General features: G+C 41.7%; 14 protein-coding genes. 8 read left to right on the plus strand and 6 right to left on the minus strand.

Going from position 1 to position 20940, the window contains the following annotated elements; all coding sequences use genetic code 11:
- Positions 1-210 precede the first annotated feature (210 nt).
- The gene (locus ACM0OR_RS08035) at positions 211-1668 is read left to right on the plus strand and encodes a glycoside hydrolase family 13 protein (protein ID WP_414575797.1); all 1458 of its coding nucleotides are present in this window, start codon (positions 211-213) and stop codon (positions 1666-1668) included.
- Between the two features lie 88 nt (positions 1669-1756).
- Here the strand turns inward: ACM0OR_RS08035 and ACM0OR_RS08040 are convergent, their stop codons facing one another.
- The gene (locus tag ACM0OR_RS08040) at positions 1757-2176 is read right to left on the minus strand and encodes a fasciclin domain-containing protein (RefSeq protein WP_414575798.1); all 420 of its coding nucleotides are present in this window, start codon (positions 2174-2176) and stop codon (positions 1757-1759) included.
- A 221-nt stretch (positions 2177-2397) separates the two neighbouring features.
- The gene (rppA, locus tag ACM0OR_RS08045) at positions 2398-3090 is read right to left on the minus strand and encodes a two-component system response regulator RppA (RefSeq protein ID WP_414575799.1); all 693 of its coding nucleotides are present in this window, start codon (positions 3088-3090) and stop codon (positions 2398-2400) included.
- A gap of 100 nt (positions 3091-3190) precedes the next feature.
- On the opposite strand from rppA, the gene hisG reads away from it, so the two are divergent.
- The 4 genes from hisG (at position 3191) to ACM0OR_RS08065 (ending at position 9620) form a co-directional block, all read left to right on the plus strand.
- Positions 3191-3835 (plus strand): ATP phosphoribosyltransferase, encoded by a 645-nt coding sequence (gene hisG, locus ACM0OR_RS08050; protein ID WP_190710234.1) that lies wholly within the window; start codon positions 3191-3193, stop codon positions 3833-3835.
- Between the two features lie 369 nt (positions 3836-4204).
- Positions 4205-6871 (plus strand): GAF domain-containing protein, encoded by a 2667-nt coding sequence (locus tag ACM0OR_RS08055; protein WP_414575800.1) that lies wholly within the window; start codon positions 4205-4207, stop codon positions 6869-6871.
- Positions 6872-6885: 14 nt separating this feature from the next.
- Positions 6886-7314: a response regulator gene (locus ACM0OR_RS08060; RefSeq protein WP_414575825.1), complete on the plus strand. Its 429-nt coding sequence runs from the start codon at positions 6886-6888 to the stop codon at positions 7312-7314.
- A 5-nt stretch (positions 7315-7319) separates the two neighbouring features.
- The gene (locus ACM0OR_RS08065; RefSeq protein ID WP_414575801.1) at positions 7320-9620 is read left to right on the plus strand and encodes a response regulator; all 2301 of its coding nucleotides are present in this window, start codon (positions 7320-7322) and stop codon (positions 9618-9620) included.
- 9 nt (positions 9621-9629) lie between these two features.
- On the opposite strand, the gene ACM0OR_RS08070 is transcribed toward ACM0OR_RS08065, so the two are convergent.
- From ACM0OR_RS08070 to ACM0OR_RS08080, 3 genes are read right to left on the minus strand one after another with little or no spacing between them, the layout of a single operon-like run.
- Positions 9630-12593: an RNaseH domain-containing protein gene (locus ACM0OR_RS08070; RefSeq protein WP_414575802.1), complete on the minus strand. Its 2964-nt coding sequence runs from the start codon at positions 12591-12593 to the stop codon at positions 9630-9632.
- Between the two features lie 23 nt (positions 12594-12616).
- Positions 12617-16231 carry a hypothetical protein gene (locus tag ACM0OR_RS08075; protein ID WP_414575803.1) on the minus strand — a complete coding sequence of 1205 codons (3615 nt, stop codon included), beginning with the start codon at positions 16229-16231 and terminating at the stop codon, positions 12617-12619.
- The gene (locus ACM0OR_RS08080) at positions 16228-17370 is read right to left on the minus strand and encodes a hypothetical protein (RefSeq protein ID WP_414575804.1); all 1143 of its coding nucleotides are present in this window, start codon (positions 17368-17370) and stop codon (positions 16228-16230) included. The genes ACM0OR_RS08075 and ACM0OR_RS08080 overlap by 4 nt, the downstream gene beginning before the upstream one ends.
- Positions 17371-17510: 140 nt before the next feature.
- Here ACM0OR_RS08080 and ACM0OR_RS08085 point away from each other — a divergent pair, with 140 nt between their 5' ends.
- Both ACM0OR_RS08085 and ACM0OR_RS08090 read left to right on the plus strand, forming a co-directional pair.
- The gene (locus ACM0OR_RS08085; protein ID WP_414575805.1) at positions 17511-17876 is read left to right on the plus strand and encodes a helix-turn-helix domain-containing protein; all 366 of its coding nucleotides are present in this window, start codon (positions 17511-17513) and stop codon (positions 17874-17876) included.
- Positions 17877-17878: 2 nt separating this feature from the next.
- Entirely contained in the window at positions 17879-18421 is a 543-nt protein-coding gene (locus tag ACM0OR_RS08090) for an ImmA/IrrE family metallo-endopeptidase (RefSeq protein ID WP_414575806.1), read from the plus strand.
- Positions 18422-18429: 8 nt separating this feature from the next.
- Here the strand turns inward: ACM0OR_RS08090 and ACM0OR_RS08095 are convergent, their stop codons facing one another.
- A complete protein-coding gene (locus ACM0OR_RS08095) occupies positions 18430-18996 on the minus strand; it encodes a GNAT family N-acetyltransferase (protein ID WP_414575807.1) in 567 nt (188 codons plus the stop codon).
- 40 nt (positions 18997-19036) lie between these two features.
- On the opposite strand from ACM0OR_RS08095, the gene ACM0OR_RS08100 reads away from it, so the two are divergent.
- Positions 19037-20917 carry an ABC transporter ATP-binding protein gene (locus ACM0OR_RS08100; protein WP_414575808.1) on the plus strand — a complete coding sequence of 627 codons (1881 nt, stop codon included), beginning with the start codon at positions 19037-19039 and terminating at the stop codon, positions 20915-20917.
- The last annotated feature ends 23 nt before the right edge of the window (positions 20918-20940 follow it).

Here is a 20940-nt window from a genome sequence, read left to right on the forward strand (position 1 = left end):
AATTTTAATCACCCCAAATAACTCCTCTTCCTCCCCTTCGTCCTCCTCTCTGCGCCTCTGTCTTGAAAAGTTCAGATCGGAGGAAACCTCCGCTCCGACTTTTCGCTGCGCCTCTGCGTGAAATAAATATTAAAAATTCTCTACCACAAGTAAGAACCACAAATATGTAATTTAAAGTCAAAATACTACTGAACAAATAAAGAGAAATTCATGCAAATTCAAACACCAGATTGGGTTAAACACGCCATCTTCTACCAAATTTTCCCCGACAGATTTGCCAGAAGTAACCAACCCCACAAACGCCTGTTACGTGAAGCACGTTGGGAAGATTGGGAAGCAATGCCCACACTGCAAGGTTACAAAGGCGGTGATTTATGGGGAATTATAGAGCAATTAGACTACATCCAAGACCTAGGCATTAACGCCATTTACTTCACACCGATATTTCAATCTGCCAGTAATCACCGCTATCACACCCATGATTATTATCAAGTAGACCCCATGCTAGGGGGCAATTCAGCCTTTAAAGAATTACTAGATGCAGCCCACCAAAGAAATATTAAAGTTGTTCTCGATGGAGTATTTAATCATGCCAGCCGAGGATTTTTCTTCTTTCACGACATTTTAGAAAATGGCCCTCATTCCCCGTGGCTGAATTGGTTCAAAATTGAAGGCTGGCCGCTTGCACCATATACAGGTGAGTTACCCGCCAACTACGTAGGTTGGGCTGATAACCGCGCCTTGCCTGTATTTAATCATGACAACCCAGAAGTCCGGGAATATATCATGGAAATTGCCGAATATTGGATAAAATTCGGTATCGACGGCTGGCGGTTGGATGTACCATTTGAAATTAAAACCCCTGGTTTTTGGCAAGAATTTCGCGATCGCGTCAAAGCCATTAACCCCGATGCTTATATTGTGGGGGAAGTGTGGGGAGATTCCCGTGAATGGCTAGATGGTACACAATTTGACGGCGTGATGAACTATTTATTTGCCGGGCCGACCATTGCCTTTGCAGCAGGCGATCGCGTAGTCTTAGAACAAGTCCAAGGTCGCGACTATCAACCATACCCGCCCTTATTTGCAGCCGAGTACGCCGCCAAAATTGAAGAACTACTGCAACTTTACCCCTGGGAAATTCAGCTAACCCAACTCAATCTACTCGCCAGTCATGACACAGCAAGGTTAATTACCATTGCTGGTGGCGATAAATCTAGTGTGGAATTAGCCACCTTTTTATTACTAACCTTTCCCGGTGCGCCTAGTATCTATTATGGTGATGAAGTTGGTTTACCGGGAAAACTAGACCCCGATTCCCGTCGAGGGTTTCCCTTAGAAGCTAACTGGGATAAAGAGATTTATGATACTCACCGCCAATTAATCGCTTTACGCCATACTTATCCAGCTTTACGCATAGGTGACTATAAAGTTATCTCGGCACAGGGAGCAATATACATTTTTGCTCGCACTTTAGGCACAGAGGAATTAATTATCGCTGTAAATGTCGGTACAGCATCAACACAAACTGATGTAGATGTTACGAATTTCCAGACTCAACCCAACAAGTTATTATACGGTACAGCAGAATTTAATTGGCATAGTGAAGGAGAAACAAAACAACTATCGTTAAATCTTCTCCCACGTAGCGGTTGCATCCTAGGTTGAGGGAAGTAGGGAATGGGGAGATGGAGGAAAAGAAATTATCAAATATTCTCTCCCTGTCACCTGTCGCCTGTCACCTGTCACCTATCACCTATCTCCCAGCAACCATTGCCGGCATCAACACTGCATCGATCACATGAATTACACCATTATCAGCAAGGATGTCTGTTTGTAGAATTTTTGCATCATTCACAGTAATGCCATCGTTGCTAGATTCAATGGCTAAGATAGATCCTTCCAGAGTTTCTGCTTCTTCGATTTGCACCAAGTCATCAGACCGGACATCACCAAAGGCTACATGATACGCTACAATTTTCTTCAACTTAGGGATGTCTTGCAGTAGTGAATCTAAAGTTCCCTTTGGTAGCTTTGCAAAAGCCTCATCAGTAGGTGCAAACAATGTAAAAAAACTAGGACTTTTGAGAGTATCTGTGATTTGTGCAGCTTCAGCCACCTGCAACAACTTCTTGAAATTACCCGCTTTGGCAGCAGTTTCTACAATGTCAGCCATAATATTTGGTTAATTTATTGACTACCCTGTTACAACCAACTTATAAACAGATAAAAGTAATTGACCTCTATCAAGAGATAGGAGTAGCGACTGTTGGGTAGAGGAACAAAACCCAACACCAAAAATCCCTGGTTTCGTTGGGTTACTCTACTCGTAGAGCAACCCAATCTTGGATCTTAGAAGAAGTGGTAGGTTGTCGATGCTTGATGTTGAAACTTGTGTCAATCAACTGAAGAAGTTCCGAAGCGATAGCCCTTACCATAAACGGTGTGAATCAAAGCTATTTCCTTACCTACTTCAATTTTGCGCCGTAATAGCCGAATTAAGGCAGCTATCACATTACTACTCGGCTGTTCTTCATCTTGCCAGAGATATTGCATAATTTGAGCGTGAGTTAGTAGCTGTCCTGTATGTTCCATAAAATATTGCAACAGCTGGCTTTCCTTCTGCGATAGTTCAATTACTCGTCCTTGACGGTAGGCGACTTGGTTTTCACAATCAAGTTCTAAATCAGCTACACTTAATCTTCCCGTTGTCGCTTCATAACTGTGCGAACTAGAACGACGCAACAAAGCACGGACTCTAGCCAACAACTCCCGCAATTCAAATGGTTTAACTAAATAGTCATCTGCACCAGCGTCTAAGCCTGCTACTCTGTCATCTAGAGTATCTTTGGCAGTGAGAAACAACACAGGGGTAACTTTTCCTTGGTGGCGTAATTCTTGGCAAATCTCCAAGCCTGTTTTTCCCGGCAGCATCCAATCTAAAATTAGTAAGTCGTAACCGCCTGATTGAGCCATTTCCCTACCAATTGTGCCATTATAAGCCGCATCAACACTGTAACCCTCACGCGTCAACACGCGACTTAAAGGGTCAGTGAGTTCTACTTCATCATCAACTAATAAAATTCTCATGCTGCTTGGGGTAAGCAATAGAGATATTCTCAATATTATTGAACTTCTTAAACAAGGACATTTTATTAAGTGTCCATAGCCAAGGATACCAAGAAAGAGAATGTTAACTGTTGCGTTGCCGAAAGGGGAACTACTCAAAAATAGCATCCGCCTCCTGCAAACTGTAGGATTGGATTTTAGTGCTTTTTTAGATTCAGGAAATCGCCAACTTCAAATTACTGATGCTAGTGGACAAGCTAAAGGATTATTAGTTAGAGGACAAGATGTGCCTGTGTATGTGGAATACGGTCAGGCACAATTTGGTATTATTGGTTACGATGTTATCCGAGAAAAAAAGCCCCAAGTCGCCCATTTAGTTGATTTGCAGTTTGGCTATTGTCGGATGTCGGTAGCCGTGAAAGCTTCTAGTCCCTACAAATTACCTGTAGATTTACCACCGCATAGTAGGGTTGCTTCTAAATACGTCAATTGTGCTAATGAATACTTTGATAGTTTAGATTTACCTGTGGAAATAGTGCCGCTTTATGGTTCTGTAGAACTCGGCCCCATTACGGGGATGTCTGAGGCGATCGTTGATATAGTTTCCACCGGACGAACTTTAAAAGACAATGGACTGGTTGAAATTACTACTTTGTATGAAAGCACAGCACGGTTAATTGCTCATCCCCTTAGTTATCGGCTTAATACGGGTAACTTACATAATTTAGTTGAGCGTCTTCGAGAAGCAGTCTTAACACCAGCCTAATCCATGATCAACCGAATTTGTTAGCCAAAATCCCTGCTTTTACCAAAAAGGCGGGGATTTAATTTTAATACGTTTCAGTTAAGCGATCGCATACAACTAAGCCTTCTCCTGACACTAACCTAAAAAAGCCTTGTTCCTGTTGGGTTGAAGAACAAAACCCAACTTACGCCAATTTTAGCTTTTTGTGTATTGAGTTAAGTTATTTAAATTAATTTTTCTATACTGAGATTAGTGCAAATTTTTATTCTATAAATAAGTATTTAAATCAAATTTTGTTTAATTTTTTTAACAAAACTCTAACTGGCAAAAAAGAGTCGGGAGTAGAGAACCTGACATCGACATTTATTCTCATTTTTTAATCAAAGTTTTATGAAATCCCCCTCTACTCATCAGGAACAGGCGAGACTGGCTGCTCTACGCCAATACCAAATTTTGGATACTGAACCAGAAGAAGCTTATGACAATTTGGCTCATTTAGCTGCCTTTATTTGTGGCACATCTATAGCTTTAGTTAATTTTATTGATGAACATCGTCAGTGGTTTAAGGCAAAATTGGGTTTAGATGTACCAGAAATGCCTCGCAATGTAGGCTTCTCTTACCTATGTCAAGAAAAACAGGATGTTGTGGTGATTCCTGATGCTTTGGCTGACGATCGCCTAGCGACTAACCCAGTAGTAACTGCATATCCATATGTGCGCTTTTACGCAGGTGTACCTTTAATAACTCCCGAAGGTCAGATGTTGGGAACTCTGTGTGTGATTGATCAACAACCCAAACAATTGAGTCAACAACAAATTGACTCGCTTATAGCATTGAGCCGCTTAGTCATCGACCAACTGGAACTAAGGCGCAATATGGCTAATGTAGCTCAGATGAGCGAAAAATTGATTAATCAAGAGCAAACAGCACGTATAGAATCGGAAATAATCAGCGATCAGCTACGCTGGGCGGAACGCCATCGCGTTAGCAATATACTCGAAAGTATCACCGATGCCTTTTTCGCCCTAGATCAACAGTGGCGATTTACCTACATCAATAGTCAAGCAGCCAAGCTGTTGGAAAGAAACCAAACTGAGTTACTAGGTCAAAATATCTGGGAAACATTTCCAGGCATATTAGGCACTTCATTTGAGCGAGAATATCACAGAGCAATGCCTGCGGCAGGCTGCGCCAACGCACAAAAGGTCAGCATCAAATTTGAGGAGTTATATCCACCGCTAGATAAATGGTTTGCAGTCCACGTCTACCCTAATAAAGACGGCTTATCTGTTTATTTTCAAGATATTACAGAAAAACATCACACAGCCTCAGCACTCAAAGAAAGTGAAGAACGTTGGCAGTTAGCATTGCAAGGCAATAATGATGGGATTTGGGATTGGAATCTCAAAACTAATCAAGTCTTCTTTTCTCTGCGCTGGAAACAGATGTTGGGGTACGAAGACCACGAAATTACTAACCATATAGAAGAATGGACAAAGCGAGTGCATCCCGATGATTTAGATTGGGTGATGCAAGCCATTCAAGATCATTTTGACCGCAGAACACCGTATTACATTACAGAGCATCGCGTACAGTGTAAAGACGGTAACTATAAATGGATTCTAGATCGAGGACAGGCACGTTGGGATGAAACAGGTAACATAGTGCGAATGGTTGGTTCGCATACAGATATTACAGAGCGCAAACAGGCAGAAGAAGAACTAAGATGGCAAAATCGGCGATCGCAACTTTTTGCAGAAATTACGGTTAAAATTCGCGAGACGCTGCAAATTGAAGAAATTTTACAAACATCAGTCCAGGAAGTCCAAAAGCTCCTGCAAGCCGACCGAGTTTTGATGTTTAGGCTGTGGCCTGACGGTTCAGGAATAGTGGAACAGGAAGCAGTCTTACCAGGTTGGCCTGTAGTGCTAGGACAAAAAATTCTCGACCCTTGCTTTCAACACGACTATGTAGAAAAATATCGCCAAGGTAGAGTCAGTGCAATTATGGATGTTGCACAGGCAGATATTCACGATTGCCATCGAGAATTTTTGCAACAGTTTGGTGTAAAAGCTAATCTTGTCGTACCAGTTTTGCACCGAGAAGGAATTTGGGGTTTGCTAATTGCTCACCAATGTAACGCTCCTCGCCATTGGAGTAAATTCGAGTTGGACTTATTGCAGCAGTTAGCTAACCAAATGGGGATAGCCTTATTCCAAGCGCAGCTACTAGAACAACAAACCCGTCAAAGTCAAGAACTAGCTCGTTCTAATGCTGAATTAGAAAGTTTTGCCTACGTCGCTTCCCATGATTTACAAGAACCATTAAGAATGGTGACTAGTTATTTACAGTTACTAGAACGACGCTACAAAAATCAACTAGACAGTAATGCAGAACAGTTTATTAGCTATGCTGTCGATGGGGCGCAACGAATGCAAACCTTAATCAACGATTTATTAAACTATTCTCGTTTAACAACCCGTGGACAACCCTTTGTCTCAGTTGATTGTGCTGTGATTTTAGAACGGGTAAAAACCAATCTCAAAATAGCCATTGAAGAATCTGGAGTAGTCATCACCCATGATCCTTTACCCACAGTTACCGCAGATCCAACTCAGTTAACCCAAGTTTTGCAAAACTTAATTGCTAACGCCATCAAATTCCGTCGAGAAATTCCCCTGCAAATTCATATCGGAGTAGTTAAGGAAGGAGAGGAGCAGGAGAGCAGGGAAGAATCTCAGCACCAGCTAAATGTCGCGCTACCGCTAACACAACCGGCTAAACGCCGCGCTACCGCTAACACAACTCAGCACTCCCATTGGCTTTTTTCTGTCCGAGACAACGGAATAGGTATAGAAAAACAATATATTGAACGCATTTTTCTAATTTTTCAACGCCTGCATGGCAGAAATAAATATCCAGGTACGGGCATCGGGTTGTCAATTTGTAAGAAAATTATTGAACGCCACGGTGGTCAGATATGGATTGAGTCTGAACCAGGTAAAGGCTCAGTTTTCTACTTTACAATTCCAGAACAATCAGGTCAACAATCGTGATCAGCACAATAAATATGATACCAATTCAGGTTTTGTTAGTAGAAGACAATCCGGGAGATGTCGAACTTACACGTATTGCCTTAGAAGATAGCAAAATCTCAGTTAATCTCAATGTGGTAGAAGATGGCGTGGAAGCAATGGCATTTCTCAGAAAACAAGAACAATATGCCGATGTACCTCATCCAGATATAGTGCTACTTGATTTAAATTTACCTAGAAAAGATGGGCGGGAAGTATTGGCAGAGATTAAAACCGATCAACATCTCAAACGTATTCCTGTCGTGGTTTTGACAACATCTCAAGCCGAAGAAGATATTCTCAAAGCTTATAACTTGTCGGCTAACTGTTATATAGCCAAGCCAGTTGATTTTGACCAGTTCGTTAGAATTGTACAATCTATCGAAAATTTTTGGTTTGCGATCGTCAAACTGCCACCGGAGTAAAGGCTATGGCAGATAAAATTATTCAAGTTTTATTAGTAGAAGATAATCCCGGTGATGCTTTTTTAATTCAAGAGTTAATCAAAGAAGTCAACGCAGTTAGAGTAAATTTACACACCGTTGAGCAGTTGTCAGAAGCATTTAACCTGTTAGCTAGTACCGCTAGTAGCGGCTTAAGTAAATGCTTTGATGTCATGCTATTAGACTTGTCTTTACCTGATAGCCAAGGAATTGAAACCTTTATTAAAGCTAATAGCCAAGCCAAAACAATTCCGATCATTGTCCTGACTGGTATAGATGATGAAACCTTGGCGTTAAGAGCTATGCAGGAAGGAGCGCAGGATTATTTAGTCAAAGGACAAGTGACTGGCGACTTATTAGTCCGCTCTATGCGATACGCCATTGAACGCCAACGCGTAGAAGATGAACTTCGTCAAAGTGAAGAGCGATTCCGGGTAGCCTTAAAAAATTCCCCGATTTTTGTTTTCAACCAAGATAGAGACTTACGTTATACCTGGGTTTATAACCAAAGAGCTGGGTGGACAGAACAAGCAATGTTGGGCAAGCAAGACTGTGAAATTATGCCCCATCAAGATGCCCAAGCTCTCACCGCCATAAAATATAATGTTTTAACTACAGGTATAGGTACTCGTGCAGAAGTATCAATTACAACCATCAAAGGTATTCGATATTACGACTTGACTGTTGAGCCATTGCGGAATGAATCCCAAGAAATTATCGGGATAACTTGCGCCAGTATTGATATTACTGAACAACAAATTGCTTTACAAGAACGCCACCTAGCAGAAGCAAAAATTCGCGAACAAGCTGCATTACTAGACATTACCACTGATGCAATTTGTGTACGCGATTTACAAAATCAGATCCTTTTTTGGAATAAAGGGGCAGAAAATTTATACGGCTGGCAAGTTCAAGAGGTGATAGGAAAAAATGCCAGTGAATTGTTATTTTATGAACCATCACCAGAAGTTGAAATTGCTCTACTACACGTCATCTCCCAAGGTAACTGGCAAGGAGAGTTAAACAAAGTTACTAAAAATGGGAGAGAAATTTTAGTAGCTAGTCGCTGGAGTTTAGTTCGTGATGAGTACGGACAACCTAAATCAATTCTTTCTGTTGATACAGATATTACTCAGAAAAAACATCTAGAAGCGCAATTACTGCGTACTCAACGCCTAGAAAGTATAGGAACTTTGGCTAGTGGCATTGCTCATGATCTGAACAATATCCTGACACCAATTTTAGCTGGCGCGCAATTGTTACCCCTAAAGTTTCCCGATGCAGATGAACGCACTCAACATTTATTAGAGATTTTAGAAATTAATGCTAAACGTGGCGCAGATTTAGTGAAGCAGGTGTTATCTTTTGCCAGAGGCGTAGAAGGTAAACGCATCACGTTGCAACTCAGACACATTATTGTAGAACTGTCCAAAATTCTCAAAGAAACATTTCCCAAATCTATCAAAATTGTCACAGATGTTTCCAAGGAATTATGGACGGTTTGTGGAGATAGTACGCAACTTCATCAAGTGATGATGAATCTATGTGTCAATGCCCGTGATGCTATGCCGGATGGTGGCACTCTCACTATTATGGCGGAAAATTTACTTATCGATGAAAACTATGTTCGCATGAACTTAGAAGCCAAACCTGGCCCTTATATAGTAGTGACAGTCTCAGATACGGGTGTTGGGATACCAGAGGAACACTTGGATCGTATTTTTGAACCATTCTTTACTACCAAAGCAGTAGGAAAAGGTACAGGTTTAGGACTTTCTACTTTAATTGGGATTGTCAAAAGCCACGGTGGTTTTGTGAATGTAGACAGTGAAGTAGGGCTTGGTACTACATTTAAAGTTTACTTGCCAGCCGTGGGAGGTACAGAAGTATTTAGTCCAGATGAGTTGACACCACCTATAGGACAGGGCGAATTGATTTTGATTGTAGATGATGAGCCTGCAATCAGGGATATTACGAGAACATCTTTAGAAAGCCACCAATACCAAGCCTTAGTTGCTAGTGATGGGATTGAAGCGATCGCTATCTACGCCAAATATGCAGATAAAATTAGTGCTGTACTAGTTAACCTCATGCTCCCAGGACTGGATGGTTTAACTACTATCCGCACGTTGAAAAAAATTAATCCCGATGCCAAAATTATTGCTACCAGTGGGTTAATTGCTAAAAATAAACTGGGGGAAATAGTCAACACTGGTGCAGCCGCATTTTTAGCCAAACCCTACACTATCAATGAGTTGTTGTTGGCTTTAAACCAAGTGATAACGTGAAATATTGAGTTATACTTCTATGCCTAAGATACATAAGTGATCTTCTATCAGTTGTTTACCTAAATGTAATGGGTATGGCGAAAGAATATTCCCCATAGACCATGCAGGTGAAAATCTTAAATAGTGTGGTACTCGGCAAAGGGAATTGAGACTTTCTGCTGTTTTTTGAAAATCAGTACGAACAAAAAACGGTACTACTTCTAGCATCTGTTGGTGCTTAAATGCAATATTTGCACCATATTCGTTATCTTGGGAGTCAAGCATATAAAGGTCGCGTGTTGTTGAGGTATCTTGTGCTTTCTGAGTTTTCGGTAATTTACCAATTGAGAAGTAATGTAATAACTCAGGTACAGAGATATCAAAAAAACCACTGAGATTAATCAAATCCCGTGCAGGGGAATTTTCATGCCAAACTTGTCTATTAGTGATGTATTGGGTTGTTTCATCACCAGTACGAAAGCGGATTATTCCTAGCAAGTTAGTGAGTTTTTGGTCGTCACGAGTATATACACAGCCATGACCAGGAATGTGCTGGAAGTCTAAGATATCCCGCTTCGCGAGCAGATAGTCATTTTTTAGCTGAAACCAAGCTTGACCTTCACTTTCTTCACCGCGTTCGTTACGCCATCCCTCAGCTTCGATGAAGACTAGGGTGGGTTGTTCGTCTACTTGCATTATTACATCCGCCGCAAATTTTGCCAGATGTATTCCTTTTAACTGAACAGTTTTCAGGAGATGGCGATCGCGTCTTACCTGTGAGAAAATTTTACCAAGTTCAATTCCTGCCAGTGGGTAGGGAATCCAAGCCTTGCTATGAGGAAATAATACATCGACTGCACCCGTTGACCGCAGACGTACAGCAAGGGCATAGTGAATATTATCTTGACCTTGAGTGGTTTTTCGGCGACACAGAGCAATTACATCGAGATTTTGGGCGATTTCCTTTGGTATTCCGGCTTGTTCATATACTTCTGAAGGTTTTCCATACAATCCCCCTAATTGGCGCAGCGTTAAATCCAACACAGCATTTAAAATCCGTCCTTCTGTTTTCTTGCTGTAAGATGGCGATATATATTTGCTTTCGTCTTCTTGATCAGTTGATTTTGGTTTAACAGTTTGCACCATTTGAGAACTGATTTTCTCTAATACACAAGCTTCCCGAACTGCTCTGTAAATACTTTGTTGAGGATGAACTCCTTTCTGTTTTGTCTGTCCAATTTCAATAATTGCGAAACAGTAAGGCTTGGTATTAGAGTCAATTTTAGGACTTATATTCTGTTCCAAAAAATTGCGCCATGTATCCAATTTAATTTGATGTTGCTTGCGTATCTGTTTCTCGAATTCTTGACCATTTTTCGGTGCAATTCCAGTTGTGTCAAGAGGCTTCAAAAGAGTTGCATCAGCAATCCACACAGGAAATACTTTGATATATGCTGGGAACTCTTCACCTTCATTAAGCAGGAAGGCATCACGCAACTTTTGAACCACAACATCGTGAGTATCTCGCTCACGCCATAATAGAAAAACATATATGGGTTTTTCTATTGTGGCTCGCATGATAGCATCAGCAATAATTGGTTGTCGTTCTTGGCGACGTTTTTTGATTTTTTGCTCAATTCCTGTTTTACCAAGTTCATTTCTTTGCTTAGATGTGAATGTTGGAGGCGTAGAAATAAATTCGTAATCACGCATTGCTAAAGGTGTTTTTATACCAGATGGAGTTGGAATATCACATTGCATGGGAACATCTGGTGTTAAAACGCCGTTGAGGAGCTTTAAGACTTGAGCAACGATATCACCTCGTTCCTGTAAACTAAATCCAGGTTTAATACTGTGTCCTCTTTTATGTTCATACTTGTATCCTTCTGCATGAACTAAATAATATTCATCTTTATGCAAGCCAAAATTATTATCTAAATTGCCATATTTAGCAGGATTAGCAAGAATATTTTGTGTTCCTTCAAGGGAACGGGCTTTGAATGCGGCTAGCAAATTTGGTAATTGGAATTTCCAACTATTATTATCTTCTTTAACACTGTTATCAATAGTAAGACGGATCAATGTTGAATCAATCTCATAACCAGAAATCCTCTCCTCATTCATTCCCATCAGCACAGAGATATCACGTCCGTAGTTAGCTGCAATTAATGGTTCATGAGCATATCTTTGGCAACTTAAATGTAGAAAAATCCAAGGTTTTAATTTGCTATTGGGATTAAATCTACCTGCTTGAGTTTGAACACGAAAATCGACACGATAGACAAAATACCCCTCCCTTTCTTTGCCATAATCATCTGTATACTGTGCCGGAAATGCTTGACTGACTAAAAACAATCCAGTCCTACCTGAACCATTTCCTTGAACTTTGCGCCATCTAATTTCTTGCTCTCTTATACCCGAACGAATAACACAAGTTTTTCCATGTAGTATAGTGGCTAATAAACTAGGTATAGCTTGAAATCCAATTCCTTGTTCAGCATTGATGTTTTGAATCAGGATTTCTGGTTTAATAGTGTGCCATCTCCAATTATTGGGAATTATTGCTATACCTTCTAGGAAGCGATCGCAAACACTCTTCACCTGATCTGCTTTACCTTTACCCTGAAACTGCCTTGTCCACTCTTGCGCCCAAATGCTGACTAAATCATGTATCTTTTCAGGTGTTGGCACTCGAAGCGGATTCTCAACTGTTCCTACAGCCAAAGCTCGATAATCACCTTTATCAAAATATTCAAAACCATGAGTTAATGTTGATGCACAGGCAAGTAACCCATTGTTCAATTGTCGGTAAGGTACACCAACCTTGTTTTTGCGACTAGGTGACAAAACTTCTTCTATGCTGTGACGAAAACCTGCAACAACTTCTGCAAATGGAAATTGTAGTACCGCAATCTCCAACTCTGCAAGAGCTTCTTCCACAAGACTCATTCTCGTAGGTAAGAGAATAGGAGGTGGTTCATCTTTTTTCGGCATAATGAATTCCTTTATAAAAAAATTTACCAATGTAAGTCTTCAATTTTTTCTAGCGCATCAGAGAGAGGCTTGTAGAGCGCACTTCCAACCGTATTTTCATCACTGGCGTAGTCACAAATTCTCAGAATCAAGGCTACCAACAAACTTGTTTCCTCTGTATCCAATTCAGATAATTCTGGATCAGCTTTTCTTGCAGCACTCATGGGGGCCCAAGCCTGATCAACGAAATAGGCATGAAATGGAACACCTCCACGCAAGAGACGACCAACCGCTTGAATAACTAACCCCGCAGTAGTAGCGGCTAGATCAAAGCGGGGAAACGCTAGTAATTCCTGGTGATCACGCAGGGTTTTGTAATAAGAACGCTGTTCAACAGATCGCCAGTAACGCGCTGCTAGTTGACGTACCTTTTCAGCACGTTGTACAATTCCGTCTCCTTGTTGCCATGCGGGAAACGCTGCTTCATCTACCCAGTCTAAAGCGCGACGATTCATTTCTTGAGCGATCGCCTGTGTATCATGAGGGTGTGGATATGGACGAGTGAGAAAGTAAACAGCACCAAATGCGGCTTTACCGTTGGCGTTGAGAATATTGAAGCCACGTCCAATCGCATTCATGGGAGCAACCAGGATTTTGCCGTTAGTTTGCCCAAAAGTTTCAATATCTGCACGATTCAGCCCACCTTTTTCCGTTGATTGAAAAGATTCTCCAGGCTCATCATCTAAGTCAATGTGTATGCTATCAGGAACTAAGTGATAAACAAAATTCTGCATACTTGACCAGCAATTACGGATTTCCCTTGCTGCCCAACGTGCTTGTTCATAGGAGTTTACCAGTAGCAACAGGCGATCGCGATCGCTCCAATGGTAATCAGTGTTACCCAAATGTTGCAAATCTCTGAGTTCTTGCCCTAAATGACCTGTACCGTTACTACCAACAAGCGATCGCGCTACTGCCTGAAACAAGCCCATTTTTTGTTGTTCAGGTTTACCAGAAATCCGAATAGGTTTACTCTTTAGGTCAAATTGGGGCAGAAATTTGAAGTAGCTTTGAGCGATCGCCTCTTGTGCTTTCTGCTCTGGCATTAAAATACCCTGGGGTTTACCTACATGAAAACTAGTAGAATGCGGTAAGTAGGATGTGCCAGAAAGTGCTAGTATGTTAGGGCCACGTTGACCATGAAAATCTGTGAGTAAGCGATGAAAGTCTAGAATGTAACAACGTCCAATATTGGTGTAAGCAAACAAAGTCAACGCATTATTGCTACCATTTCTTACTCTGGTGTCGTCATGATTTCCCCTAGAGTAATATGTGCCGAACTGTCTGCCAGTGGGTGGTAGTGGCAGAATATTCAACATCGCGGCAGGCATTCGCCGATGGGGTGCTTCTTCATCTATTGAGTGAGGTCGATTTTGCCACTCATAAAAGACAATTCGCGTGTGCCGATCCAAAAGGGTGATTGTTAGTGCAAATTGTAGCCGATAAGCTAATGTTTCCAGTGTATCTACTACATCTGACTCAGCTCGGTTCGATAAAAAGCCAGACTGTTGGGAACTTTGCTGGCGATTTTCCAATTCTGTGCGTAATCGCGCTAAACGCCGTTCCGTATTGGGGAAAAAGTCTGTAATCCAGTTTTGACAAGCTCTGTAAATATTCTCATCTACAGCACTTTCTCCTGTACTATTAATTTCTTGCATCAGCAGTGCCAGCCGATACACTGGATCACCGTTCGGATCAACTGGAGACCGCATTCGCAAAGGATCATCTTCATTGAGCAATGCATCAAAATAACGCATAACTACCTGCACAAGTCGAGCATTTGCTTGTGATACTGCCTCAGAAGTCTCTGGAGGTTCAAATTCTTCTAGTCCACAAAGACGACGGGCAAATTTGAACAGGAGGGTGTTGGGTGTAAAGTAACCGCGTTTGATCCAATCGCGGAGAATTTGATGTCCAAAGCGTTTATCTAACAGTGTCAATGTCGCGGTAATTGCCTGCTGTGCATGGCGTTCTGCACCAGTCCATCGTAATATCGGTAGCGGTATAACTCGGTTATTTCTAGAAAATTGCTCTGTTTTAACGCCGATATCATCAAAAACGCCCTTATTTCCACCGCCAGTAAGAACCACCTCCTCAGCATAGATATCATCAAACCACTTAATGACGGTTTCTACCTCATCAAAGACAACAATATCTGATTGCTCGTTGATAAGTTCACCCACCTTGATAGGACGCAATTCTAGATGTCGGGGTAATCCTGCCATTGCCATGGCCCCAGGAGTTGTCACCCAGACGCGGGCATTTGGCAGATCACGGTAAATCTGTTGAGATGGGCATTTAGCGAAGAATGGACACAAATAGAATGAACCTCGGCTTTTACGTCGTTGTTCGCGATCACTTTGAGGCATCTTTTGCAGAGAATTACAAGGTTCAGTTCCCGGTTTAAGTGGTTTGCCATCTAAAAGTTGAATCACATTACGCGGATTGAGCTTACCCTGTAGAGGACAAGCTGTACCTAACCAACGCTCACCCCAGTGTGGCTGTCCGCGTTGCTGATGTTCCTGATAATCTTTCGAGGCATGGAAACTCCGCAAATGTGCATCTCGTTTGCTGCGTCCCAAGATAGGTACTGCTATCGGATCGTCGTTTTCTGGATCGTTACAGAACCACCAATTAATCTGGTTCGTTAATTTAATGGCTGATTGTACATCACTCACAACCAAGGTGATGCGGCGATCGCTATGATGCCGCACAATGTTAACAGTTAGTAACTGCGAAAACGTAGTTTTTCCAGAAGCCACCATGCCAGCAATGTTTGTAAAGCCATCTAATTGAAGAATTTGTGCTGCTTGGGGAAACAGCGTCCCGTTTTCCTCAACTTGATGGAAGTTAATTTTACGAAAGCGATTTACCCAATGTCCCTTAGCAGTCTCAACCCAATCAAATTGACGTGCTAACTCGTCCTCTCGCTCATCAATCCATGCTGCATCTAGTTCTAAATCTGGAATATTCAGCGAAAACGAACTTCGAGAACGAGATGTTGCGAACCAGGGTAAGGGTTGTATCTGTGCATTTCGTACCTGCGGCTGTGTAAATCTGACTGGTACTATAACCGTCTCTTCTCCTGTCTTGGCTTCAAACTGATAAGTAATTCCAGCTTCTACGTGCTTAACTTTGCGAAGCCGAAAATCTAAATTGGCATTGAGACAGCGTTCGTACAAATCTTGATGAACTGGATGCCGAAGGCACTTAGCAGCATTGATAATATAGTTATCCCAATTTTGCGGAGTGAAGCCATCATAGTTACGCTGATCTAGAGAAATTTTTAGATAAAAACTCAATGCTCCTAACCAAGCAAAACGGGCAGAAAATGGCACAATTTGGCGAGTGTTAGCGATCGCTCGCCGTTCCATCTCCTTCAATTTCTGTAACCGTGGATGTCTCAAAGGCATTCCACTCAGGATCGCCCAAGGTGCAGTGACAGGCTCGTCATCAAGCCCCAATCGCTCCATTAAGGCAAAGCCCAGCTCTACCTGAAGTAACAATTCAGCTTCAATAGGATCTAAACCTGTTTCCTTTAATTGCTTGATGCGGTCTTTAAATTCCGTTGGTGGCTCAAATAAGGTCATCTGGCTCATGAGCTTTTACCTACCTGTAAGCACTCAATTTTTGTCATCACCCGTTTTCCAAATGCAGTCTCACTTAGTAAATGGGTAATACTGGGCAGCTTTTTCGCCTGTTCTCTCAGAATTTCTAGGTAATCCTCTCGCTGTTGCAAGCGTTGATTAGGGATGACATAAAAGCTTTCGTCATAATGCAAATCGCCCTCACCAAATAGAGATGTTAGCTTTGGGGCTAAATTGTAGGGATCTCGGTAGTCTTTAACATCCACAGCCCAATTTGAGCCATTACAGAAACATAACTGTAAGTCATAGCGATCAATCCCAGGATAAAGATGAATCGCGCAAAGCTGTTCTGAGTAGTTGCTTTGGAGGTCTTCTAAGACCTTAAATAGACGCATTTCCGGTATCCCAGGCAAACAAATACGCCAGTGAATGCCAAACTTCAAACGACGTAACCCTTGTTTCCAAGTTAGCTTTTGAACATAGGGCAAATCTTGGCGATGGTCGTTACAAGCACTAGGTTTAATTCCACGTAACTGTCCATACTTCTCAAATAAAGGGCCACAGCGATCGCAATTCCAACAAGGCTCATTTTCTTCACACTCTTCGTAAAGTTCGCCAACTTCCTGAATAGAAAGATGTCGTGTCTGAGAAAATACTTTGCGAAGTTGCACCGTGGTTGTGTACGGATTCTCAATCAAAAATCGCCGCAACCATACATATTCCTGTTGAACTTGCTCAGGATCGTTGTCATTGTTGTAAATTTCTTGCAGACGTTCCAAAATTTTCTGAAACTGAAGATTTTCTATAGCAATTTGTTGCGCTACAGCAGAGGCGGAATTTGACAATTTAGTTCGCTCAAGCAATTCTTCGTACAAGTACCGACTTGCTTCTTCACTCAAACTCCCTTCGTAGAGCAAGCCAAAATCTGAGTCGAACTCTTTTGGCAATAAGCTGGGTGGATACCAAGTTTTTACAGGTTTTTCGAGTAATGCTAAAAGTCCAGTGAGAGTACGCGGATATAAGACTTTAGTTAAATCTAGAGCTAGTTTATTCAGCGCATGACTAAGCATTTTCGGATATGGATACTTAGCATCTCGGCAAATAAACTCTGCTAAACCGAAGATAAGGTTGTCAAAATTCTTACTCTCCATGAGAAGTCACTCCTCATCTAAAGGATTTTTTCAACAAATATTTTTCATTCGTGATACATTCGTTTCATAAACAGTACATGATGATTTATTGTGTGTCAAGCAAGAAACGAAAAAATCTTTACTGACACAGGAGCAAAGGAATGAGAAGTTATCTAGATATAGAGAAGTTGGCCAGTCTAGTCCGCAAAAAACGCGGTAGTAAAGGATTGCGTGAAACGGCGGCGGAAATTGGTAATGTTAGTCCATCGACTCTTTCACGAGTAGAAAGCAGCAAAATGCCTGACATGGACACTTTTCTAGCACTTTGTAACTGGTTAAAAGTACCACCTGCGGAATTATTTAGGACAACAGAAGAAAATCAACTGGATACGCCTGAAGCGATCGCTATCCAACTACGAGCTGACAAAAATCTTGAGCCAGCGATCGCCAATGCTCTAGCATCCTTAGTCAAAGCCGCGTATCGTGATCTATCTCAAGGTAATGGTGAATTGCCGCAAGACCTATAAGTATGTCATTAATACAAAAACTATCGCCTGAATTTAGGCAACGCTGTGAGGCGATCGCTACTGAACAAAGAAGCTTACTCCGACTACGAGCATTTGAGCCTTTACCCGCAGATATTCTAGCCAATCAGTTAGGAGCAAAACTTTTGACACCAGATCAGATGCCAAATCTGGAAGCAAAACAAATGGCACTATTACTTGCTAGCGATGAATGGTCAGCCGCGATTGTAGGCTATAGCCCACTTTGTATCGTATGCAATCCGCGTCATGCACCTACACGACGTGAATCAAATTTAATGCACGAGATTGCTCATGTACTGCTGACGCATCAGCCTGTTAATTTTGATTCCATAACGAGACAACCAAAACGTCAACAACACCAAGAAGATGAAGCAACTTATCTGGGGGGATGCTTACAAATACCTAAACGGGGTTTACTGTGGGCGACACAATGCAAGATGGGGTTAGCTCGTATCTCAGAATATTTTAGTGCGAGTGAAGCAATGGTACAGTTTCGTAGCAACGTTACTGATGTGCCTGTCAAATAATCGGTAATTTAGCTCAAAATATAAGAACCATCATCTGCTTGCCACTCTGATTTAGATAGGGCGTAGTATACGACATCTTGACCGTAGTAGTGAGCGTGCTTTTGATACTTCATCCCCACTTTCTCAATTACCCGTCTAGATGCTATGTTTTCTGGACGCGCGATCGCTACTATTTGATCTAACTTAACCGCCAAAAACCCGTACTTTAACGTCGCCTGAGATGCTTCTGTACCCAACCCCATATTCCAATAGGACTTGTCCAATACGTACCCAAGTTCAACTTCCGGGGTGGTGTCTAAAAAACCTAGTCCACAACGACCAATCATTTTACCGCTATCTTTGTGAACAACTGCCCACATTCCCAAGTTGTGTTCTTGCCAGTGTTGGATGTGTTTAATTAGACTAGCTTGAGTTTGGGCTTTGGTTCTGGGGGAAAGATACCTCATGACTTCTGCATCGGAGTAGAGGCGAAATAAACTATCAAAGTCATCTAGAGAAAAATGCCTCAATATCAATCGAGTGGTTTCTATCTCAGGCATGGCATCAAAAAAGGTCAGAGTGTTACCTTTAGACAAGTGTTTCTACGACGATAAAAATTAATATAATGCTCATACTATGAGCATCTACCAATCATCTTCCAAATCTTACAGAAAAGACCGTTGGCATAACAATGACTGGCGACTGTTTCTACGTCTAGTTCCTTATGCCCGCCGTAGTGGCAAATTGCTGATCCTCGCAATTTTGCTGCTGTTACCCCTTGCCCTTGCTAACGCGGTGCAGCCCCTATTAATTGGACAGGCTGTATCCCTCATTCGCAATGAACCCAGTACCTACGAGTTCTTGAGCAATCGTCCTTTATCCCAAGGGTTAAATATCCTGATCGGATTATTGTTCACGATGATTGTGCTGCGATTAATCCTTACAGGTTTTCAGGGTTATTTACTACAGAATATAGGGCAGAAAATCACCGCCGGCATTCGCCAAGATTTATTTCACCATGTAACATCACTGGCGGTAAGATTTTTTGACCGTACACCTGTCGGTAAATTAGTCACTCGACTTACCAGCGATGTGGAAGTTTTAGGCGATGTGTTCTCCACTGGGGCTATTGGCATCATTTCTGATGTTTTTTCGATGCTGGTAATCTTGGGGTTGATGTTTTCTATCCAGTGGCAACTTGCTAGTTTATTACTGGTGATGTTAATCCCTGTGACTTGGTTAACTATTTATTTTCAACGACGATATCGTCAAGCTAACTACAAAGCACGGGAAGAACTGTCAGTATTAAATTCTCAGCTACAGGAAAATGTGCTGGGAATTAACGTCGTGCAGTTGTTCCGGCGAGAAAAGTATAACGCTGAGTTATTTCGCACGACTAACGAACGCTACAACCAGCAAGTTGATGAAACTATTTTTTACGATTCTGCCGTTTCTGCCACTTTAGAATTAATTGGCTTAATTGCGATCGCCGGAGTTTTAGGTTTAGGTGGTTGGTTACTGTTGGGCAATAACTTGACTTTCGGGACTTTATCCGCATTTATTCTCTATGCCCAGCGATTGTTTGACCCTTTGCGAGATTTTGCCGAGAAATTCACCGTGATTCAAGCCGGGTTCACAGCAATGGAACGTGTGAGTGATATTTTAGACGAACCGATAGAAATTAGCGATCGCATCAATCCCCGTCTTTCCGTCCTAGATACCCAATTCGGTTACATTGATGAAATCATCGCTAATTTAGAATCAGAAGACACCAAACCTAAACCAACCTTGGGAGAAATCCGGTTTGAACACGTTTGGTTTGCCTACAAAGACGATGATTATGTCATTAGAGATTTAGATTTTGTCATTCATCCCGGCGAAAAAGTTGCACTAGTAGGGCCGACAGGTGCAGGAAAAAGTTCTATTATTCGGCTGTTGTGTCGTCTCTATGAACCCACCCAAGGACGCATTCTTGTAGATGGTGTAGATATTCGGGAGTTACCCCAAGCAGAACTGCGTCGTTACATGGCAGTAATTTTACAAGAAGGCTTTCTGTTTGCTGGTGATGTTAAAAGTAACATTACATTGGGTGATTACTATACATTTGAAGAAATCCAAGCGGCTGCTGAAAAAACAAATATTGCCGAATTTATTACACAATTACCCGCAAGTTATAATACCCAACTGCGAGAACGGGGAACAAATCTATCTAGTGGACAAAAGCAACTTTTAGCCTTTGCTCGTGCAGCTATTCGTAACCCCCAAATTCTCGTTTTAGATGAAGCCACCGCTAGTCTAGATGTTGGTACAGAAGCTTTAGTTCAAGAAGCTCTAAACGAGTTGTTAATCGGACGAACTGCAATTATTATTGCTCACCGCTTATCTACAATTCGCAATGTGGATCGAATTTTTGTCTTGAAGCGAGGCGAATTAATCGAACAAGGTAGCCATGAGGAACTATTAAAATCAGGAGGACTTTATTCTACCTTGCATAACTTGCAAATGTTGGGAACTTAATCTTTAAGTAAAATTAAGTCAAG

Source organism: Anabaena sp. CCY 9402-a (assembly GCF_963920945.1).
GTDB lineage: Bacteria > Cyanobacteriota > Cyanobacteriia > Cyanobacteriales > Nostocaceae > Trichormus > Trichormus minutissimus.